This window comes from Alloacidobacterium dinghuense (assembly GCF_014274465.1).
In the GTDB taxonomy this organism is placed as follows: Bacteria; Acidobacteriota; Terriglobia; order Terriglobales; family Acidobacteriaceae; genus Alloacidobacterium; species Alloacidobacterium dinghuense.
Genome location: NZ_CP060394.1, coordinates 3,067,249 through 3,088,323, shown reverse-complemented (window position 1 = coordinate 3,088,323; position 21,075 = coordinate 3,067,249). Strand labels below are relative to the sequence as shown.

20 protein-coding genes are annotated in these 21,075 nt (G+C 56.5%); 15 read left to right on the top strand and 5 right to left on the bottom strand.

Annotation, left to right across the window (positions count from 1 at the left end):
• Positions 1-6: 6 nt before the first annotated feature.
• Positions 7-1,722: an acyl-CoA carboxylase subunit beta gene (locus H7849_RS12685; protein WP_186747003.1), complete on the bottom strand. Its 1,716-nt coding sequence runs from the start codon at positions 1,720-1,722 to the stop codon at positions 7-9.
• A 112-nt stretch (positions 1,723-1,834) separates the two neighbouring features.
• Between H7849_RS12685 and H7849_RS12680 the strand changes: the two genes are divergently transcribed.
• Positions 1,835-2,722, top strand: coding sequence for an ATP-binding response regulator (locus tag H7849_RS12680; protein ID WP_186747001.1), 888 nt, complete (start codon positions 1,835-1,837; stop codon positions 2,720-2,722).
• 9 nt (positions 2,723-2,731) lie between these two features.
• Here H7849_RS12680 and H7849_RS12675 read toward each other — a convergent pair whose 3' ends face one another.
• Positions 2,732-3,763, bottom strand: a complete 1,032-nt coding sequence (locus H7849_RS12675) for an acetamidase/formamidase family protein (protein ID WP_186746999.1) — start codon at positions 3,761-3,763, stop codon at positions 2,732-2,734.
• A gap of 131 nt (positions 3,764-3,894) precedes the next feature.
• Between H7849_RS12675 and H7849_RS12670 the strand changes: the two genes are divergently transcribed.
• The 4 genes from H7849_RS12670 to H7849_RS12655 all read left to right on the top strand — a co-directional run bounded on the left by H7849_RS12670 (position 3,895) and on the right by H7849_RS12655 (position 9,363).
• A complete protein-coding gene (locus H7849_RS12670; protein WP_251106769.1) occupies positions 3,895-4,344 on the top strand; it encodes a MarR family winged helix-turn-helix transcriptional regulator in 450 nt (149 codons plus the stop codon).
• Positions 4,341-4,979 (top strand): DUF8737 domain-containing protein, encoded by a 639-nt coding sequence (locus H7849_RS12665; RefSeq protein WP_186746997.1) that lies wholly within the window; start codon positions 4,341-4,343, stop codon positions 4,977-4,979. Before H7849_RS12670 ends, H7849_RS12665 begins: the two co-directional genes overlap by 4 nt.
• A gap of 202 nt (positions 4,980-5,181) precedes the next feature.
• Positions 5,182-6,690, top strand: a complete 1,509-nt coding sequence (locus tag H7849_RS12660) for a pyrrolo-quinoline quinone (RefSeq protein ID WP_186746996.1) — start codon at positions 5,182-5,184, stop codon at positions 6,688-6,690.
• A gap of 105 nt (positions 6,691-6,795) precedes the next feature.
• A complete protein-coding gene (locus H7849_RS12655; RefSeq protein ID WP_251106768.1) occupies positions 6,796-9,363 on the top strand; it encodes a glycoside hydrolase family 31 protein in 2,568 nt (855 codons plus the stop codon).
• A 17-nt stretch (positions 9,364-9,380) separates the two neighbouring features.
• Here the strand turns inward: H7849_RS12655 and H7849_RS12650 are convergent, their stop codons facing one another.
• The gene (locus H7849_RS12650) at positions 9,381-10,007 is read right to left on the bottom strand and encodes an HD domain-containing protein (RefSeq protein ID WP_186746992.1); all 627 of its coding nucleotides are present in this window, start codon (positions 10,005-10,007) and stop codon (positions 9,381-9,383) included.
• Between the two features lie 181 nt (positions 10,008-10,188).
• Here H7849_RS12650 and H7849_RS12645 point away from each other — a divergent pair, with 181 nt between their 5' ends.
• The 4 genes from H7849_RS12645 to H7849_RS12630 all read left to right on the top strand — a co-directional run bounded on the left by H7849_RS12645 (position 10,189) and on the right by H7849_RS12630 (position 14,537).
• A complete protein-coding gene (locus H7849_RS12645) occupies positions 10,189-10,725 on the top strand; it encodes a helix-turn-helix domain-containing protein (protein ID WP_186746990.1) in 537 nt (178 codons plus the stop codon).
• 207 nt (positions 10,726-10,932) lie between these two features.
• Positions 10,933-12,306 carry a DUF3300 domain-containing protein gene (locus tag H7849_RS12640; RefSeq protein ID WP_186746989.1) on the top strand — a complete coding sequence of 458 codons (1,374 nt, stop codon included), beginning with the start codon at positions 10,933-10,935 and terminating at the stop codon, positions 12,304-12,306.
• Between the two features lie 105 nt (positions 12,307-12,411).
• The gene (gene uppS, locus H7849_RS12635) at positions 12,412-13,233 is read left to right on the top strand and encodes an undecaprenyl pyrophosphate synthase (RefSeq protein ID WP_251106767.1); all 822 of its coding nucleotides are present in this window, start codon (positions 12,412-12,414) and stop codon (positions 13,231-13,233) included.
• A 95-nt stretch (positions 13,234-13,328) separates the two neighbouring features.
• A complete protein-coding gene (locus H7849_RS12630; protein ID WP_186746988.1) occupies positions 13,329-14,537 on the top strand; it encodes an acyltransferase family protein in 1,209 nt (402 codons plus the stop codon).
• A gap of 12 nt (positions 14,538-14,549) precedes the next feature.
• Here the strand turns inward: H7849_RS12630 and H7849_RS12625 are convergent, their stop codons facing one another.
• On the bottom strand, positions 14,550-15,482 hold the full coding sequence (locus H7849_RS12625; RefSeq protein WP_186746987.1) for a vWA domain-containing protein: 933 nt from the start codon (positions 15,480-15,482) through the stop codon (positions 14,550-14,552).
• Between the two features lie 97 nt (positions 15,483-15,579).
• On the opposite strand from H7849_RS12625, the gene H7849_RS12620 reads away from it, so the two are divergent.
• From H7849_RS12620 to H7849_RS12595, 6 genes are all read left to right on the top strand, one after another.
• Positions 15,580-16,404, top strand: coding sequence for a phosphatidate cytidylyltransferase (locus H7849_RS12620; RefSeq protein ID WP_186746986.1), 825 nt, complete (start codon positions 15,580-15,582; stop codon positions 16,402-16,404).
• A 100-nt stretch (positions 16,405-16,504) separates the two neighbouring features.
• The gene (locus H7849_RS12615) at positions 16,505-17,053 is read left to right on the top strand and encodes a DinB family protein (RefSeq protein ID WP_186746985.1); all 549 of its coding nucleotides are present in this window, start codon (positions 16,505-16,507) and stop codon (positions 17,051-17,053) included.
• 16 nt (positions 17,054-17,069) lie between these two features.
• Positions 17,070-18,257 (top strand): 1-deoxy-D-xylulose-5-phosphate reductoisomerase, encoded by a 1,188-nt coding sequence (locus H7849_RS12610; RefSeq protein ID WP_186746984.1) that lies wholly within the window; start codon positions 17,070-17,072, stop codon positions 18,255-18,257.
• 28 nt (positions 18,258-18,285) lie between these two features.
• The gene (gene rseP, locus H7849_RS12605; protein WP_186746983.1) at positions 18,286-19,659 is read left to right on the top strand and encodes an RIP metalloprotease RseP; all 1,374 of its coding nucleotides are present in this window, start codon (positions 18,286-18,288) and stop codon (positions 19,657-19,659) included.
• A 67-nt stretch (positions 19,660-19,726) separates the two neighbouring features.
• On the top strand, positions 19,727-20,140 hold the full coding sequence (locus H7849_RS12600) for an acyl-CoA thioesterase (RefSeq protein WP_186746981.1): 414 nt from the start codon (positions 19,727-19,729) through the stop codon (positions 20,138-20,140).
• Positions 20,141-20,225: 85 nt separating this feature from the next.
• A complete protein-coding gene (locus H7849_RS12595) occupies positions 20,226-20,537 on the top strand; it encodes a hypothetical protein (RefSeq protein ID WP_186746979.1) in 312 nt (103 codons plus the stop codon).
• Positions 20,538-20,655: 118 nt separating this feature from the next.
• Here the strand turns inward: H7849_RS12595 and H7849_RS12590 are convergent, their stop codons facing one another.
• A complete protein-coding gene (locus H7849_RS12590) occupies positions 20,656-21,063 on the bottom strand; it encodes a cobalamin B12-binding domain-containing protein (protein ID WP_186746978.1) in 408 nt (135 codons plus the stop codon).
• Positions 21,064-21,075: the final 12 nt, after the last annotated feature.

Here is a 21,075-nt window from a genome sequence, read left to right as displayed (position 1 = left end):
GCGTTCTCAGGTTTGCAGGACGCCGGGGTTGAATCTTGGGATCTCGGCATTGAATGAAGCGGCTTCTAGAGCAGTCATCAGGGTTTCGCGTGTTTTGGCCGGGTCTATGATGGCATCGACCCAGAGGCGCGCGGCGGCGTAGCGGCAGTCGGTTTGTTCTTCGTAGGTAGCCTTGATCGAAGCGAGTAGTTCTTCTTTTTCCTTGTCGCTTAGTTTTTTACCGCCGCGTTCGAGCTGGCGGATTTTGATTTCGACCAATGTATTCGCAGCCGACGCCCCGCTCATGACGGCGTAGCGCGCCGTGGGCCAGGCGAAGATGAAGCGCGGGTCGTAGGCTTTACCGCACATGGCGTAGTTGCCTGCGCCAAATGATCCGCCGACGATGACGCTGATCTTGGGCACCGTGGAGTTGGAGACGGCGGTGACCATCTTTGCGCCGGCGCGAATGATGCCGCTCCATTCGGCGTCGCGGCCCACCATGAAGCCATTGACGTCGTGCAGGAAAATGAGCGGGACGAGATTCTGGTTGCAGTCCATGATGAAGCGGGCGGCTTTTTCGGCGCTCTCGGAGTAGATGACGCCGCCGAATTCGACGCGCTTCTCTCCGGTGTGGCTGGTCTGAGGCTGCGAGGTTTTCTGGTTGGCCACGATGCCGATGGCGGTGCCTCCGATGCGCGCGTAGCCGCAGAGGAGGGTACGGCCGTAGTCGGGGCGGTACTCGTCGAACTCACTGCGGTCTACGATGCGGGCGATGAGTTCGTGCGTGTCATAGGCGTTGACGGCGGCTTTTGCCGGGTTGGGATCAAGCAGGGAGTATAGATCGGCGGCTGCATATTTCGGGGCGTCTTTTTCCGGGTCGAATTTAATGCGGCTGAAGGGGGCTTGCGGTCCCTGGCCGATTTTTGCGACGAGGGAGCGCAGACGGGCGATGCAGAGGTGGTCGTTCGGTTCCTTGAAGTCGACGGTGCCGGAGATTTCGGCGTGCATGGTTGCGCCGCCCAGTTCTTCTGCCGAATATTTCTGTCCGATAGCAGCCTGAACCAATGCCGGTCCGGCGAGGAAGAGGCCGCTGCCTTCTGTCATAAGGACGTGGTCGGTCATGACGGGAAGATAGGCGCCGCCAGCGACGCACATGCCCATGATGGCGGTGATCTGCGGAATGCCCATGGCGGACATGACAGCGTTGTTGCGGAAGATGCGGCCGAAGTCGTCCTGGTCGGGAAAGACGTCTTCCTGCAGGGGGAGAAAAATGCCCGCAGAGTCGACCAGGTAGAGCGTCGGGATGCGGTTCTCCAGCGCGATGGTCTGCGCGCGGATGACCTTCTTGGCGGTCATGGGGAAGAAGGCTCCGGCTTTGACCGTGGCGTCATTGGCGATGATCAGGCAGAGCTTTCCCGCGACGCGGCCGAGGCCGGAGACGACGCCTGCGGAGGGTGCGCCGCCCCATTCTTCATACATATTAAAAGCGGCGAAGAGGGCCAGCTCGAATAGTTCTGTATTGGGGTCTAGGAGCAGTGAGATGCGTTCGCGTGCGGTGAGGCGTTTCTTGGCATGTTGCGCATCGATGGCTTTTGCGCCGCCACCTTCACGGATTTCCCGTTCCTGCTCGTGAATGCTGGCGACGAGCGCCATCATGCCCATGGCGTTGTTGCGAGCGCGGTGATTGCTGGGATCAAGTTTGGAAGCGAGGGTGTTATTGAATCTGGATTCTGGACCGTTCATAGCAAACTCGTCAGCATAGCATTTTCAAGATGGTTCGGTTTGATGCACCACAAAAAGTTACCTGGCACTTACATTGCTATGATTATCTTTCCGCATCTCGAGGACGCTTTGCATGACGATTGGCCTACCCTCGAATCCGCAGCCAAGGAAGGCGCTTCTTGTAGGCACTGACGCGCTCGTGACGAATACCGTTTCGACGGTTCTCTCCGCATGGACTCTCATACGTGTGAACGATAGCGAGGCGGCACTTTCTCTGCTGAAAAAAGATTGTGTCGATCTCGTGGTGACTGGAGAGCAGAGCCACGCTAACGAGGACATCGGGCTGCTCAGGAAGATTCGGCGCGCTTGGCCCCATACGCGGATGATCATCCTGACGGACGAGAGTACTCCGGCGGACGCGATTGCTGCGATTCGCTTTCACGCATTCAGCTATTTCTCGAAGCCGTACACACAGCAGGCCCTTAGCGATATGCTGCGACTTGCATCCGAGGCTCCGGCGTGGGACGACGGTATTGATTTGATTTCGGCAACGCCGGAATGGATCGTTTTGACTGCGCGTTGCGACCTGGGCACGGCTGAGCGGCTATTTCAATTTGCTCACGAAGTGGCGGATTTGCCCGAATCGGAACAAGAGAGGGTGGGCCTGGCGTTTCGGGAGATGCTGCTCAATGCCATGGAGCATGGTGGCCATTTCGATCCGAGCAAACATGTCGAGATTTCGTACACGCGTGCGCGTCACGTGGTCATGTGCAGGATCAAAGATCCGGGAGAAGGATTCTCCAAGGGGGAGAATCCTTATGCCGCCAGCAGTAATCCTCCGGACGATCCGTTTCGCCATTTGAAATTCCGCCAGGCTGACGGCGTGCGACCCGGAGGATATGGCATGGTGATGGCCAAGCAGATGGTCGATGAGGTGATCTACGGCGAAAAGGGAAATGACGTGCTGCTTATCAAGTACCTCGATATGACGGCCACCGAAAACAGCAGTGGTACAAATTGATGCTCGGTACTACTTGCCGGTGAAGATTGCCTTCGGGCACATCGCGTGCACGCCGACTTTTCCATCGACAAGCTGAGTGATGTCGACGTCTATCGCGACGCTGGTGAGTGCGTAAGCCTCGTCGCGGCTGAGATGTTTTTCTGTTACGAGGAAGTCGATCATGTTGCGGACGGCCATCTCGGTTGCTGCTTTCAGATCCTCGTTGAAGCCCATGGCGATATAGGAGGTGGGCGTTTCGGCACGCGGCCAGAGGAGATGCTGCTCTTTGTGCACGATGAACTGGAAGGTTCCAGTGAGAAAGGTTTCCATGGCAGTGATGTCGACTTCGCCGTTGCCTTGCCCGGCATGGCCGTCCCCCACTTCAAAGAGAGCGCCTTTCGCGTGGACGGGAATGTAGAGCGTGGTTCCGGCGACGAGTTCCTTATTGTCCATGTTGCCGGCGTGCATCCATGGTGGAGCGCTGTTGTAGCGGCCCGCACCCTCGGGCGGAGCTACGCCCATACTGCCGAAGAAGGGATGAAGAGGGATTTCGATTCCGGCCGCGAAGTGCGCAATCATCTTTTCACGGTCGAGCGGGATGACGCGGTTTTTGCTGTAGGGGAAGTCATCAGGCAGGAAGCCGCGGCCTACGCCAAAGGAGTTCACAGCATAAGGGGTGTTGAGCTCGGTTTTGAGGATACGGACCTCGAGGACGTCTCCAGGCTCGGCTTCTTCAATCGCAATGGGCCCGGTAAGAATATGGCCACCGGGGCCTTTGTCGGTAACCTTCTCATGCACGTCGCGGTAGAACTGTGGGATCTCTGTCGCCTTGATCCCGGCTTGGTCTAAGAGTTGTTCAAGACGTTCCGGAGGCGGACAGGCGCAAGAAGTTTCGACACGCACTGTGTCACCGGAGTGGATGCTCAGAACCGGTTTGGCTTTAGCTGAGTAATATCCCCAGGCAACAGTCGTGGGACTTGCACTGAGGGTGTACTCGGCTCCGTAGCAGGATGGAGCCAACGCGAGACCAAGACAAGCTGAGAGCAGCAGGCACTTTTCCATGCGCCATCCTAGCATGCATGTGATCACGGTTCGTCTGATCGCTTGAGGCTGTCAGCGCCGGGATTCAACGACTCGGCGATTCTTTCGCGGAATTTTGCATCGCGCAATAGATGTATATACATCGAAACTGCATGAAAGAGTCTGAATTGCCTCAGCTTCCCTGCCTGTGTGCGAGTTTTCGCCGCGCAGCGCGAGCCTTGACACAGCATTATGACGAGGCAATCCGACCGCTGGGCTTGCGAGTTACTCAGCTTACGGTACTGCAGGCACTTTCTCTGACAGGAGGCATCTCGCAAGGAAAGCTAGGCGAGATTCTGGCTATGGATAGCACGACCCTGACGCGGACGCTGGAACTCATGCGGCGGTCTGGTTGGGTCTCAAGAAAACGCGGCGCAGACCGCAGGGAATGGTGGTTGCAGTTGTCGGCTTCGGGCCACGATCAACTCAGGCGGGCGCTTCCCGCCTGGAAGAAAGCTCAATCGCAGATGGCTGACCAACTTGGAGACAAGCTCTGGCACGATCTTTTCAAGTTGGCCGACCGCGTAACAACTGTTGCAACAAACCCGGGAGACTTGTCATGAATGATGAGAAATATCGCAAGCTTACATCGTGGCTGATTGCAGCCTGGTTCGTTTTCACCCTATTGGCATCGGCACTTCACCTGTTTCAGGCTCCGCCTACTGCCCCTCCGATTGCTTTTGGATTGGCGGTACTGACCCCGATCCTGATTTTCGTAGCGTGGTTCAGGGTTTCTCCGGCATTTCGGACGTTCGCGATGAACCTCAGTCCGGGTATTTTGACCCTGGTTCAGTCGTGGAGGGTTGCCGGGTATGCTTTCCTCGTGTTGTACACATTCGGCATCCTTCCAGGCGCCTTCGCATTGCCGGCCGGTTTGGGTGACATTGCGATTGGCCTGACTGCGCCTTTTGTTGCGATGAGGCTTGCAAGCCGTTCGCACCGGACTGCGTTCATCGCTTGGCAGGTTCTGGGGATGGTTGATCTGGTAACGGCGATCGTTACCGGCACGGCGTCACGATTTATCAGTCCGGGAGAGGTGACAACGGCGCCGATGACCGCATTGCCACTGAGCCTGATTCCCACATTTGCTGTGCCTTTGCTTTTCATCCTTCACATTGTCTGCATGGCGCAGGCCAGAGAGTGGCAACCGGTGCCACAGATGAGCGGCAGAGAGCCTCTGCCAGGATCCGTAGCCTGAAGGGGCGAATCGATCCCCTGGAGGGGGTAGGTGAAGAGAAAAGTCGATGAGCTAGTATGTAGTAATCTATATACTAGCTCATCGATTCTTCGTCTCTTCTAGATGGGATGCGAGGTGGCTCATGAGGCTTGCCGGATGCAGGGAATTCCATCCTTCCTTGCTTGTTGCTGTTCTAGCTCTTGGGCTGACAGCAGAAGCGCAGATGACCACGTCGCAATATGACAATGCGCGTACTGGCGCTTACCTCAACGAGTCAACGCTCACTCCGCAGAATGTCAATCCGCAACAGTTTGGAAAGATTTTCACCCTGAAGGTGGATGGAGATGTGTATGCGCAACCGCTCTTTTTGGGAGGTGTGGAGATTCCAGGCAAGGGCAGGCACGACGTGGTTTTTATTGCGACAGAGCATGACAGTATGTACGCCTTCGATGCTTATGGGAGTCCTTCTGAGCCGCTGTGGCAGGTCAGTTTTCTAAAAAATGGTGCTTCGACGGTTAAATCGTGGGCTGTGCAGTGTCCTTTCATCGAGCCAGAAGTTGGGATCACCTCAACTCCGGTGATCGATGCGAAGTCAGGAACACTATATGTCCTGGCCCGCACAGCAATGACACACACGATCTCTGCTACCGAGTTTCACCAGCAACTGCACGCGCTGGCGGTAACGACTGGTGTGGAGAAATTCGGTGGCCCGGTAGAGATAAGGGCTACGGTGCCCGGACGCGGCGATGGCAGCAGAAACGGCAATGTGGAGTTTGGGCCGCTGCGGGAGAATCCGCGCGCAGCGCTGCTACTAGCAGATGGCACGGTGTATCTAACGTGGGCGTCTTCCTGCGATGTTGGGCCGTATCATGGCTGGGTGATGGCTTATGATGCGCAAAGCCTGAAGCAGAAGGCGGTGTTCAACGCTTCTCCGGATGCAGATGACAGCGGAATATGGGCGAGTGATACAGGGCCTGCGGCAGACCAGGCTGGCAATGTTTATGTGGCTACGGGAAACGGGCAATTTGACGCGGCGGCGAACGGTGGGCGTGATTTTGGTGATTCATTACTCAAGCTTCAAGGCCAGGATCTCAAACCGATCGATTACTTTACGCCCTTCAACGCAAATGAATTGGACCGGAACGACGACGATCTGGGCTCGGGCGGTCCCATGCTTCTACCGGATCAGCCGGTGGCTCATCCGCATCTGGTCGTTGTTGGTGGGAAGGCTCCACTTATCTATGTTCTGGATCGCGATCATCTGGGGCATTTTCGGCCGGGAAGCAATCTGCAGGCAGTGCAGACGATAGCAACGAAGGGTGGCATCTATGGGTCGATGGCGTACTGGAACCACCATGTCTATGTGCTGAGTGACAGTGATGCGCTGCGTGACTATGAAGTGATCAACAGCAAACTTACGCCGAAGGCAGCCAGCAGCTTTACGTTTGTGGACCACGCGGCTACGCCGACGGTTTCCGCCAATGGGGACAAGAACGGCATTGTCTGGGTGGTGAGTTCCAAGGCTTGGAATTCTGGGGATCGCAAGGCGGTCCTTCATGCCTGCGATGCCACGAATATTGCGCATGAACTCTACAACAGCAATCAGAATGCGGCGCGCGATCAGGCCGGCACGGCTCTTCGATTCAACATCCCGACGGTTGTGAACGGTCACGTATATGTGGGAGCCAAAAGCGAAGTCGATGTCTATGGGTTGCTTCCTGTGAAGCGATGAACGTGAACCATTGGCTTTGAGGCTCGACGTAGAATATAGGTTCTGCGACCTCTTGAACGGGCTGACCGATGCGATGATATGATGCTCGGCGTTAGAGGGGTCCCGATGGCTCATCTCTTTTCGTATCGATTTACTTCTTGCATCGTTGCTTTGATCGCGATTGCGGTGTGCGGTTCGACCGTGGCGCAAACGGCTTCGACGGCAGTCGAATCGCGGGTTGCTCTTACGACTGTCTCCGGATCGAGCCCGCTGCAGGATGGTTTGCAGGTGCAGGCGGGTTCTGCGCAGATTCGCATCACCGCGCTGCGAGACGGCATACTGCGCGTTCGCGTTACACCTGGCGCAAGTCTTCCCGAGGATGCTTCGTGGGCTGTATTGCCAAGGCATCGCGGCAACTCGGTGCAGGTGCAGGCAACGCAGGACTCTTCCTCCGTTGGGTTTCGCACCTCGGTGTTGGATGTTCGGGTGGAGCGCAATCCTTTGCGGCTGGTGGTGCGCGATCTTGCCGGGAATGTGATTTGCGCTGATGCTGTCGGTCGCCCTACCGAATTCAGCCGCGGTGGATTTACTGTCTCGAAGGACATGCCGTCAGGCGAGCACTTCTTCGGGCTGGGCGATAAGACCGGGACGTTTGACCGCCGCGAGCAGGCCTACACGCTCTGGAATACGGATGTCGGACCACAGGAAGCAGTTGATCCGCTCTACAAGAGCATTCCATTCTTTCTGAGCATCACTGGCGGGCGCAGCTACGGGCTATTTCTCGATAACACATGGCGAACCTGGTTTGACTTTGGCAAGCAGGCGCGTGATGCATATTCGTTTGGCGCCGAGGGTGGGCCGCTGGATTACTACATCATTTACGGTCCGACCCCCAAGCAGGTACTCGAGGGATACATCTATCTCACGGGTACGCCACCGCTGCCTCCGTTGTGGTCGCTGGGGTTTCAGCAATCACGCTACAGCTACTCGCCGGAGTCGCAGGTGCGCGAGATTGCCAATCGGCTGCGCGCCGATAAGATTCCGTCGGATGTACTCTACATGGACATTGACTATCAGGACAGGAATCGCCCGTTCACAGTGGATCCGGCGAAGTTTCCCGGCTTTCCGGATTTCGTCGCTGACCTGCACAAGCAGAAGTTTCACCTCGTGCTGATTACCGATCTGCACATTGCTCACGTGGCTGGTCAGGGATATATGCCGTATGACACGGGGCATGCGGGCGATCATTTTGTGAAAAAGGCTGATGGCAGTGAGTTTGTCGGTATTGTGTGGCCGGGCGATGCGGTTTTTCCCGACTTTACGCGGGCACAGACACGTGACTGGTGGGGCGGACTATATGCGCAGTTTGTGAAGGACGGCGTAGACGGTTTCTGGAACGATATGAACGAGCCGTCGGTCTTCGACGGACCAGGAAAAACGATGCCGTTGGACAACATCCATCGCATCGATGAGCCGGGATTTGCGAAGCGCACGGCGACGCATGCCGAGATCCATAACATTGTGGGCATGGAGAATGAGCGTGCCACCTATGAGGGGCTGCTGAAGCTGCGTCCCAATGAACGGCCGTTTGTGCTTACCCGTGCAACCTATGCGGGTGGTCAACGCTATGGATTTACCTGGACGGGGGACAACTCGTCGACGTGGAATCATCTGCGGCTGGCAACCCAGATGTTGTTGAACCTTGGGCTCAGCGGGATTTCGTTTGTTGGCGATGATATTGGCGGGTTCAACGGTTCGCCTCCGGCGGATCTGCTTACGCGCTGGATTGAGATGGGAGCATTCAATCCGATGTACCGCGATCACACGACGCTCGGATCATTGCCGCAGGAAGTGTGGGTGCACGGACCGGAACAGGAGGCGATTCGCCGGCGCTATATCGAAACGCGTTACCGCATGCTGCCGTACATTTACACGTTGGCCGAAGAGGCTTCCCGCACGGGGCTGCCGCTGGTGCGACCGATCTTCCTGGAGTTTCCAGAGGTGATGGTTTCGGGCTTTGATGGCCTCGACACGGAATTCCTTCTCGGGCCCGATCTGCTGGTTGCGCCTGCATCTTTTGGGGAGATGATGGACGATTATGCAGTGTCGTATCCGCCGGGAGACTGGTTCGACTTCTGGACTGGGCAGAGAATGCCGCAGCAACCGGTGGGGCCGAACATTGTGCAAATTGCGAACTCAATCTCAAGCGGCGCCAACACAAAATTTCCAGAGCCAGCCAAGATTCATCCTCTGCTCGATACATTGCCGGTCTATGTGCGGGGAGGCAGCATATTGCCGCTGCAGCCGGTTATCCAGAGTACGGATGACACTCCGCAAGGGTCTCTCGAGTTGCGGGTGTATCCGGGCAAGAATTGCAACGGGTCGCTTTATCTCGACGATGGTCACACGTTCGACTATCAGCACGGCGCCTATCTGCGGCAAGCATTCACATGTAGCGCACAGGGCAACGCGGTGTCAGTCGATCTGGGCAAGCGCGAAGGAAGCTATGCGCCGTGGTGGAAGACGATTGAGGTTGTGATTTACGACTGGCCGTCTGCAGGGGCCGCGGCGAGCCTTTCGAATTCTGCCAGCGCTCTGAATACAACCTATGACGCCTCGCAGCATGCATTGCATATCGTGATTCCAGACACTCCGGGCGAGGAGCGGCTTCAGGTTGGCGGAAGGACGCCCTGAAAGCCCGTCGTACTGTTTTATGAAGAAGTCGGCGTCACTCTCTCCAGCCCAAGCGCATCGGCATCTTTCTGCATCGCAGCGATGCAGAAAGCGATGTGATCGTCGAGCGGGACGCCAAGTTCCTCAGCGCCTTTGATGATGTCGTTGCGATTGACGCCTTTTGCAAAAGCCTTATCCTTCATCTTCTTTCTCACGCCGGCCACTTCTACGTCGTGGATCGATTTGGTGGGCTTGACCAATGAGCAGGCGGTGAGGAATCCGGCGAGTTCGTCGCAGGCGAAAAGTGTTTTGTCGAGGTGCGTGACACGTGGCACGCCGGAATATTCAGCGTGGCCGAGGATGGCGGTGCGGACTTCTTCTGGCCAGCCACGTTCCGTGAGGATTTTGCTGCCGACAAATGGATGCTCTTCCTGCGATGGGTATTTCTCGTAGTCGAAGTCGTGCAGCAGCCCAGTCACGGAGTACAGATTAATGAACACATCGCGTTCTTCGCTGGTCAGACCCTGCGTATCGGCTTCGCGCTCACCATAGGCGCGCACACATGTCTCAACTGCGAGCGCATGCTTTAGCAGGCTGGGGGATTGCGTGTATTCATTCAGCAGAGACCAAGCGCATTCGCGCGAGTAACTGTTCTGGTTCGACATAGATTCGTCCTTTTTAGGTTTTCTTCCTATTATCTTCGGGTTTTTTAGGTCAGAATCACAGTTTTCACTTGACAACAAAGGTACCTTCCCTGCATCGTATACGAGGGTTGGCAAGATTCCGGCATACAATGCCGGCGCTTGACGACCGGGAAGCCTTGCTCTGGCCTCCGTAAAACAGATTATGGCAACAACCCTAGCTACCGTTGAGGCACGCGAGGTTCTACGTTGCGAACATTGCAGTCTGGTGCAATTCCGCACATCGAACTCACTCTGCAGGCGCTGCCACAAACCTCTAGAAATTGAAGAGCCCGAACCACTCGTTCCGCAGCTGGTCACGGAGTCGAATCCGGCCACTTCCGGAGGATCTGGTCTTGATGTCGCTCGGGCGGTGCGCGATATCCGTCGCTCACGCAAGCTGAGCCAACGGCAACTCGCAGGACGCATGCAGGTGCCACGCACTTATATTTCGAAGATTGAGAATGGCAAGGCCGTGCCGACGCTTTCTTCGCTCCAACGCCTCGCTACAGCGCTTGAGATCGATATCTGCGATCTGCTTCGCGATGCGCGCAGCCGTCAGCATGAAGAGGCAACGGCAATTCTGGCCGATCCATTTTTGAAGGAAATTGCGCCGTATGTGAGCCGGATGGATGCGTATCAGAGGTCAATTTTCCTGAACCAGGTGCGCGACATGGCAATGGGACGGCGGCGGTTGGCCTAAGTTCTTCATCCATTACGCATTGCAGTCTGCATTTTGAGGAAAACTCCAGCCGAAGAATCGTGTTCTTACCTTGTAGGTAAAACGACATGGCCCGTGCGGGATGTCGTAAGGTGAGACAAGATGATTCCCAGATCGGCGTTGTACAAAATTTGGGCGCAGACAAAGACGCCCGTACGTTTCTTCGAGGGTGCTGCTTGGCGGTCTTTGATGGCCGTTACTCTGATGACTGGACTGCTTTTCGCCGGCAGCGGGAAGCTGTCTGCACAGGATGTCCCCCCGCCTCCGCCAGACGCGCAGGACCAGCAGCAGGCTCCGCAATATGGTGCTCCATTGCCGCAGGATCAGCAGGCGGCTCCGAATTCCTATCCCCAACAGCCACAGGGCGAATACCCTCCACAGCAGGCACCTGCTCCTCAGGGGCAACCGCTTGCGGCTGATCAGCTGAATCAGTTGGTAGCGCCGATTGCACTTTATCCTGACGCTCTGGTCGCTCAGATTCTTGCGGCATCGACCTATCCGATGCAGGTTGTGGAGGCGGACCGCTGGGTACAGGCGCAGGGAAATGCACCGGCAGATCAGATCGCGGCGGCCGCAAATGCGCAGCAGTGGGACCCGAGCGTGAAGGCGCTGACGGCATTTCCTTCGGTGCTATCGCAGATGGATCGCAACCTGCAGTGGACCACTGATTTAGGCAATGCCTACTACAACCAGCCGCAGGATGTGATGACCGCGGTACAGCAGATGCGCCAGCGCGCGCAGCAAGCGGGTACGCTGGAATCGACCCCGCAGCAGCAAGTAACGACCTATGACGATCAGGTTGCCATTGCTCCTGCAAATCCTGAGGTCGTTTATGTGCCGGTGTACAACCCATGGGTGGTCTATGGAGGCCCAATTGTTGCATTTCCGGGTTATTACTACGCACCGCCGCCGGGAATTTTTGTCGGAATCGGATTTGGGCTTCACATTGGCTTCGGTTGGGGCATTCCGGTCCGCCCGTGGGCTCCGTGGGGCTGGGGATGGCACAGCTGGGGTATGGGCTGGAGCAACCGCACCATTGTCTACAATCGGACTACCTACATTACCCGCAGCACGACCGTGATCAATCGTGGCTGGAGCCGCCCGGGAGGACCTCCGGTGCAGCTTGCGGGGCAGCGCGGCTCATTCGTGAACCGCCCAGCGTATGCGGGATATGCAAATCGCGTGGCGACGGGTGCGCGGCCTACGCCGAATGGATTTGAGAATCGGCCGGGGAACGTCAACCGTCCGGGTGCTCAGCCCACGTATAACCACGCTCAATCTGGCTTCAATCGGCCTGCGCCGACTAACGGACTTGTAAATGGCAGCCGGCCAGCCGTACCGGGCAACCTTCAGCGGCCAACCTCCACGCCGGGACAGACGTATCGCCCGAATCCCGGCGCTCCGCAGTACCATCCCTCGGCTCCGCAGAACTACAGCAGGCCGAGTGCGCCAAGCAGACCCGAGCCAACACCGCGCCAGATGTCTGCTCCTCATTCAGCTCCTGCTCCGCATGGAGAGTCACATGCAGAGCATGGAGGCGGAGGAGGGGACCATCGACACTGAGCGGTCTTCAGACAAAATTCACACGGACACACTACAATCTGGCGCGTGACCATTGCTGATTGCGATGGTCACGCCCGTGTGCTAGGGTCGAATTAGAGGGTTGATTTGAGCCGGATTCAAGAACTACCGCCGGAAGAGCTGGCAATCTACCGCCGACTCGATCCGGAGCGCCTGCCAAAACATGTCGCCATCATCATGGACGGTAATGGACGCTGGGCTGGAAAGCGCCGTCTGAAGCGGTTCCTCGGGCACCAGCAGGGCGCGGAAGCGGTACATTTCGTGGTGGAGACAGCATCGCGCATCGATCTACCCTGGCTGACCCTTTACGCCTTTTCACTGGAAAACAATTTGCGACGGCCTAAGACGGAAGTCAGCTTCCTGATGCGGCTGTTGAGTGCGTACCTGACCAGCAACGTGCAGCGGATGAACGACAACAACGTGCGCATTCACTACGTCGGACGTACGCATGAGTTGCCGAATGAAGTGCAGGAGCGTATGCAGTGGGCGGCGGAGGCTACCCAACAAAATACGGGGACCACACTGACGCTGGCGCTCAATTATGGAGCTCGCTCAGAACTGGTGGATGCTTTCAAGCGGTTGTACGCAGAGATTGAGCAAAAGCATATTCGTCTGGATGACATTACGGAACAGGATATTCAGCGGCATTTGTATACGGCACACATGCCCGATCCTGATCTGCTCATTCGCACTTCGGGGGAAATGCGGATATCAAATTACCTGTTGTGGCAGATTGCCTATACGGAGATCTTCGTTACGAATCGGCTGTGGCCTGATTTTCGTGGTCTGCACATGCTCGAAGCGATCGAAGACTTCCAGCGTCGGGAGCGCCGCTACGGTGGACTTTCTGACGGCAGCGAATCCGATGATGTGACTTCCTTGCCGGCGAATCAGCTGGTCAATAGCTAGCAGTCGATGGCGGGAAAGTCATTCCTTTTCTGAGTACCTTCAGGCGTAACTAAAGGCATGGTGTCCATCCGGATTCGCGCTCCTATGATGGAGCAGTGAGCAGTGTTGCGACACTTCCGGCAGAGCGGTCGATTGAGGGGCAGCAAGCCACAGCGAGCCTCCGGTCGCGCATTCCTGAGTTGGATGGAATCCGCGCGATTGCGATTGCGCTCGTGATCAGCTGCCACTATCAAGCGTTTGCGGGCAGCTTTCATGGTCTGCCGGAATTCGGATGGGTGGGTGTCGAGATATTTTTCGTTCTGTCAGGCTATCTGATTACGACCAACCTGCTTGCGCTGCGAGGGACCTCAGGGGCTTACAAGAAGTTCTATCTTCGTCGCGTACGACGTATCTTTCCGCCCTATTTCCTGACGGTTGCCGCGTGCGCCTTGTTCTTTTTTGCCTTCAGGCGCCTGGATGTGCGCACGATTCTGCTGCACGCAGCTTTTCTGCCGTCTTTCGTGCACACCGGGGAAATATTGCGTCAGGCTGCCATCAGCCTGCGCCATTTCAACTTTCCATCTTTGTTTCAGTCCGCGCCGCTTGAGACGGTGACTCCGGGAGTAGAGCCGCACAGTATGACGAATGCCTTGTGCGCGATGTGGTCGCTTTCGGTCGAAGAGTGGTTTTACATTCTGTGGGCGCCGATCGTGCTTCTCTTCGGACGGGCCGGCATTATTTTCGCGACCATTCCTGCCTTTCTCATCGGGTTCGTTCTCCGCTGGCTGAATCATGCCCAGGGACGCTTCTGGTACACGGAATTCTTCTGCCGCTTTGATCTGCTGGCGATGGGCGCGCTGCTGGCTCTCTGGCTCTACTTCAGAAAAGACTCGTCGCAGCTTGATGCGAAACGGGGCGATCGGATTCTGTGGGGTCTGGGACTGGCTTCTTTTCTCGCTCTGGTTTTTCTAGTCAATAGCATTCGCCCGGTTATGGGGCGGGAAATTCGCGATTCGGCTCTCTTCGCAGCATTCGGAACGGTGCTGATCGGGATCACAGTGGCCAGCGGGATCGCCTTCCTGGTGCTGTCCGGAAGCGAGCCTCGATTGCTGTCGCGTGTTCTAGGCTCGAGGGTTGCGGTGTGGGTGGGCAGGAGAAGCTACATGATCTATCTGGCGCACATTCCCTGGTATTGGGTCGTCTGCGCGATTCTCGGAAGCGCAAGCTACTCCGGCTGGACGGCCGCGATCACGGCGCTTGTTTTGACGCTGGTGACAGCGGCGCTTTCCTGGAAATATGTGGAAGCGCCGCTGCTGAGCCGCTAAAGACCACTCACTCTACTGCGCTGGTCCCACTGGCACTCTTTGTGGGGCATCGATGCTCATGTGCGATACGTCGGTCTTCACCTTGAGTTCGACCAGGTCCTGCTTCGGTTTCGCTCGAGCGGTGAAGCCGAGCTCGTACTGGTTCTGAAGACGCTTGCTGAGGTCGGCCAGGAATGGCTGGAAACTGACCGGATTCGACAGTCCCTCATAGTAAAGATTTCCTCCCGTTGCCTGCGCGACCTGCGAGAGCAGATTCTGCCCCGCATTGGTCTCGTAATAGGAATTATCGAAGCGTCCAGTATCGCGGAAGAAGATCGAGTAGACGATCAGTCCTGCCTTCTGCGAGTCGGTGATGGAGGCCTGCATGTATGGGTCATCCGGGTCGTAGCGTGGATTGTAGCGGTCGACGCCGTCGGTCACCATCAGCACTTCGCGGCGGTTTTTGGGATCCTGCACAGGCCAGTGCTTGGCGAGATCGGAGAGGCAGAAGTAAGGACTGGCGTTGGATCCTGGAACTCCGCTGGTCAGGTGAATGGCCTTAGCGGCGAGGGCGTGGTCGGCAGTCAGGTTCTGTGCGAAGGCTGCGCGCCCGTTCTCCATGTATGCAACACCGACCAGAGCCGTAGGCGGCAAGGACTGGATGAATTTTTCGAGGTCGTTCAGTTGTAGTCCGAGGATTGAGCGAGCCGATCCATCAATGAGGACGACAAATTCCAAACCGGCGCGGTCTCCGCGAAACGGCTGCCATTGGGTGATCGAGCTTTCCTTGCCATCGGCCCAGACCTTCAGGCTTTGCTGTTGCAGGGGCGGCTCTTCGCCACTTTTAGGAAGCGCAGTCACTACTGTCTGGGCGGTGACTGTGTCGCCCCGCTGCGCGACTGCAGACAGCACCGAGGTCAGCATGCTCAATACCACGCTTGCAGCCACAGCTTTTAGCTTCATCATTTCTCGTTCTCCTGACTGATTAGACGCCTTGGACGATCGATACGACGCCCTTTGTGGTGATGACCGTGTATCCTGCCCAACAGGGTCTCTACGAACGATGAAACGTGTTCTGACTGCAGTTGTTTTGATTCCTCTTGTTTTGCTGCTTGTTTTCAAGGGTTCGCCGTGGCTGGTTGCGCTCGCAACTGCTGTGATTGCGGCCTTGGCGGTATGGGAGTTTTTGGCGCTCGCTGACGCATTAGGCGCGAAAACTCCGCGCATAGCGGTTTTGTTCGGCATTGCCGCGCTCTTCACCTGCGTCCTCGTGCGGCCCGAATATCTGGCGCCACTGGTTGGGTGCGTCATGTTCGCGCTCTTCATTTTGTGCGCCTTTCACTCCCCTTTACCGCGCGTGCTGCCTGACACCGCCTACTCAGTCTTTGGATTGCTTTATATCGGCCTTTCATTGACCTCGATTCCATTGATCTGGTCCGAGGAAAACGGTTCATCGCTGCTGCTCTTTCTTTTCTTTGTGGTGTGGGCGGGAGATGTCGTCGCACTTTACGTGGGGCGTGCCTTTGGGCGCAGGAAGCTCGCTCCCTCGATCAGCCCGAACAAGACATGGGAGGGGAGTGCCGGCTCGGTTCTAGGGAGTCTGCTGATTACTTTGCTGCTCGTTTTTCTTGCCAATGTTCTGGCGAGGCACGGTTTCGACTGGCTCTCGTATCCGGGATCTGTCTTCCGTTGGCTGGGGCTGGCTGTGCTGTTGAATGTGGCGGCTCAGGTCGGCGATCTGATTGAGTCGGCGATTAAGCGTGGTGCTGGCGTGAAGGATTCAGGCACATTGCTGCCCGGTCACGGAGGCGTTTTGGATCGCATTGACGCTCTGCTGCTGGCAGCGCCGGTGCTATGGTACGCGCAACTTGCGCAGCAGTGGTTTTAGGCATTGCAGACAGCAGATGCGCCTATGGCGCCATATTCAGTGCGGTGGTTTTAGAATCATGCAGGGCAGGTGGTCTGCAAATGGGTCTGGGAGAAAAACGATGAAGCGGTTTCTGCTGCTCGCGGTTCTGGTTTTGACTGCAGTCACTACACTTGCTGAGACGAAAGATCAATTTGAGGGCCTATGGGAAGGTTATGACGGTGAGTGGGTGCACGTTTCCCGTCAATTGACCGAGTTGGCTGAAGCGATTCCCGCCGACAAGTACTCATGGCGTCCTGCGCCGGGAGTGCGGTCGGTGAGCGAAGTCTTTATGCATATTGCACTGGCAAATTTCTATCTGCTGAGCGTGACCGGTCCGAAGATGCCGCCAGATCTTACGGAGGGCATGGAAAAGACGGTTACTGCCAAACCCGAAGTGATCAACTGGCTGAAACGCTCGTTGGATGCTGTGAAGACAGGCCGCGCGCAGTTGAAGCCAGGTGATCTCCAGCGCAAAGTCACGATCGCCGGTAAGCAAGTCACGGTGGACGGCATGTACCTGCGCATCATCATCCACGATAATGAACATATGGGACAGCTGATCGCATATACGCGCATGATTGGCGTTGTGCCGCCGTGGTCGCAAGCCGCGTCATCAACGAAGGATTAGGAGCGGGGCTCAGATTTTGAAACAGATCGCTATCCTCGGTTCGACCGGCTCGATTGGACAGAGCACGTTAAGCATCATTGAGAGCTTTCCTGATCGCTTTGCTGTCGCGTCTCTCGCTGCCGGACGAAATATCGACCTGGCTTTTGAACAGTGCGCGCGCTGGCGCCCTCGTGCCGTCTCGGTAGCAACGGAAGAACTGGCCGCGACCCTCTCGGACAGACTGAAGGGTGCCGGTGTTAGCGGTGTCGAGGTTGTCTACGGAACCGAAGGTACGGTACGGGTCGCTACTCTGCCAGAAGTGAATTTCGTTGTTTCAGCCATTGTAGGGGTTGCTGGGCTGGAGGCCACCTATGCGGCAGTAGAAGCAGGGAAGGCAATTGGGCTCGCGAATAAGGAGGCGATGGTTGCTGCGGGAGAGATTCTGACGGCTGCGGCGCGAGCGAAAAATGTTCCCTTGCTGCCGATCGATTCCGAGCACAATGCGGTGCATCAGTGCATGCGGGCCGGAACGAAGAATGAGGTACGGCGCATCTGGCTGACTGCTTCCGGGGGGCCGTTTCGCACATTCCCGCTCAATGCATTCGAGGACATCACTGTTGAGCAGGCGCTCAAGCACCCAACATGGGTGATGGGAAGGCGCATTACAGTTGATTCGGCGACCATGCTGAACAAGGGCTTGGAAATCATCGAAGCATGTCGTCTCTTTAACTTGCCACCGTCCGCGGTCAGAGTCACGGTGCATCCGCAATCGACCGTGCACTCATTGGTCGAATACATCGATGGCAGCATCCTGGCGCAAATCTCTGTAACCGACATGCGGTTGCCGATTCTTTACGCCATGAGTTATCCGGAGCGAGTCGAGTCGGACTTGACCTTTGACATGGCGGCGCTCGGCCAACTGAACTTTGAGCCGCCAGATGTTACCCGTTTTCCTTGTCTTCGCTTGGCCTATGAGGCGGCGGAAAAAGGCGGCGCTCATTGCATTGCACTTAACTCGGCAGACGAAATCGCCGTCGACGCCTTTCTAGAAAGACGCATCCCATTTCCGGGGATCGCGCGTACAATAGAAGGAGTACTGCAGGCAATCCCCGAGAACCATCCAGGGACCATCAGCGAAGTACTGGCTTGCGACAGGCTGGCGCGTGAAATGGCTCGGGAGGTTCTAATTAGGGCCGGACATGAAGTTACTGCCCCACGGTCTTAACGCCCGCTTATAGGTTCTAGACAAAGACATGCCTTTCGCTCTAACCGCTATTCTCTCCATGCTCGTTGTGCTCGGCATCATGGTGCTCGTGCATGAGTTAGGCCACTTTGCGGTGGCAAAGTTTTTCCGTGTTCGCGTTGAAGTATTTTCGGTCGGCTTCGGCACGCGGCTTTTTGGCTTCCGCCGCGGCGACACGGATTACCGTCTGAGCCTGTTGCCCCTGGGCGGCTACGTCAAGATGGCGGGCGAGAATCCGGGTGAAGAGCGCACTGGGGATCCAGGGGAATTCGCTTCGCATCCTCGCTGGCAGCGTGTGCTCATCGGGCTAGCTGGTCCGGTTGCAAACTTTCTCCTCGCTTTTGTGCTGATGACCGGCTACTACATGATGCACAACGAAGTAGAGCAGTATCTTTACGGTCCGGCGGTTGTTGACTTTGTTCCGCCGAATTCGGCGGCGGCTCATGCCGGATTGCAGTCCGGCGATCGCATCATCAAGTTCGACAAAGATCAGAACCCGACATGGGAAAAAATGCGCATCCGGTCGGTGCTCGATGCCAATTCCACGGTTCCATTTACCGTCGAGCGAAACGAAGACGGCCAGACTAAGCAATTTTCGAGCGATCTTTACCTTCTCGATACGACCAAAGGGCAGGATTTCGAAATTGAGTCCCTTGGTCTCATTCCGCGCTATCAGACTGATCCGCTAAAAGTGCATGATGTTGAGCCCGGTTTCCCGGCGGACAAGGCTGGGTTGAAGGCGGGAGACATTATCCAATCCATTAACGGACAGCCACTGCACTCAGTGCCTGCGGTGATGGCGTTTCTGCAGCAGCAGAATGGCCAGCCGGTAACGCTCAATGTCGATCGCGATGGAAAGCCTCAGTCGCTGCATGTACAGCCAACCTGGGCTGACAACGGCGCCGGACAGATGGGTTATCGTCTGGGTTTCAAGGCCAACCTGCCACCTTTCCGCGTCGAACAGCTCCCTCTTTCCGCGGCTGTCAGCCGTTCAATCAGCTTCAATCTGCATAACTCTGGATATATTCTTGACGTGCTGCATCGTCTCGTGACGCGGCGCTCGAATGTGCAGCAACTGAGCGGGCCGATCGGGATTGCGCGTGATACGGGCGAGGCGATCACCATGCCCGGATGGCAGCCGATCATCACGCTGATGGCCCTTATTAGCCTGAACCTGGGCATCTTTAACCTGCTGCCGATACCGATTCTCGATGGCGGCATGATTTTGCTGCTGCTGATCGAGGGAACCATCCGCCGCGATCTCAACCAGCAATTTAAAGAGCGCATCTACCAGGTTGCGTTTGTGATGCTGGTGCTCTTCGCTGTCTTCGTCATGTTCAATGACGTGTCGAAGTTCAACATCTTTTCAAAACTGAAGCCGTAAATTTGACGGCAAAGTGAGTGGAAACCTGCTCCGCGCGGGCTTTTTTCTTGTTTACACTCAAATCTGCATGCAGCAAACCTCAACGATCACAGTGCGTGTACGATACGCAGAAACCGACCAGATGGGCGTCGTCTACCACGCCAACTATTTTGTCTGGTTTGAAATGGGACGCGTCGAATGTCTGCGTGAACTCGGGTTTGAGTACAAACAAATGGAAGTGATGGACGATTGCCATCTTCCCGTCGTCGAGGCCACCTGCCGTTACAAGGCGCCGGCTCGCTATGACGAGTTGCTGATACTTGAAACCCGCATCGTTGCGTTGCGATCAGGAGTGGTCAAGTTCGCCTATCGTCTTTTGCGCAGCGAAGGATTTCAGCTTCTGGCTGAAGCCCAGACAACGCATGTCGTTGTCGATGGTCGGATGCAAAAGCGCACGTTACCGGACAAGTATGCGACGGCCTTGCGTACACAGCTGCGGTGATAAGCGTGAATTTTTTTTCACGCTCAGCGGTAAACGAACTATGTGTATCCGATCTCTGCATTAGAATCGACAGCGGAGGGATTGCATGACGTTCGCTCGCACGATTCTTCTCACCTCAGCTGCTCTGTTACTGGTGACCGGCTGTGAAACAGGACGTTCCAACAAGGCGCATGCGTCGTGGCAATATCTCTCAGATGAAACGACGACTGGCAAGCCTGACCTCACCGCTTCTGCCCCCGCTTCAGGACAGCCGCCAGTACCGGGATCACCCACCGCAGCGGGGCCGGATGGCCTACAGCCTCTGAATGACAATGAAGCGCGGCAGAGCGTCGGAGCCGAAGAGGGCCGTCCAACGCCTCCACGCGAGCAGAAGAAAGATCCCTTCCAACGGCAGTAGCTCCAGCAACTGCGATAGCATTCATTTCGTTCTAATCTCAGTCCCATGGGATGGTACGTCCGCAGGCTGTCACGGTGTTTGGTGGGCTACGTGGTCCTGATTGCCCTCATCGCAGGTGTTACGACTTCACCTTTTCGCGGATAAAGCTGATGGTGGTTTCGAGGGGTGTCCCTGGTCCGAAGATGGCAGCTACACCCTTTGATCTTAGGAATTCGGCGTCCTGCTCGGGGATGGTTCCACCGAGCACGACGAGAACGTCGTCTGCGCCGCGTTCTTTCAACAATGCTGTCACGCGAGGCACGATGGCGTTGTGAGCACCAGATAAAATGCTGAGGCCGACACAATCGACGTCTTCTTGGATGGCCGCGTTGACGATCATTTCTGGGGTTTGGCGCAGGCCCGTATAGATGACTTCCATTCCGGCGTCACGTAAGGCGCGGGCGATGATCTTCGCACCTCGATCATGGCCGTCGAGGCCGGGTTTTGCTACGAGCACCCGAATGGGAGTTGTGCGTTCTTGAGACATGAACTCGAAAGA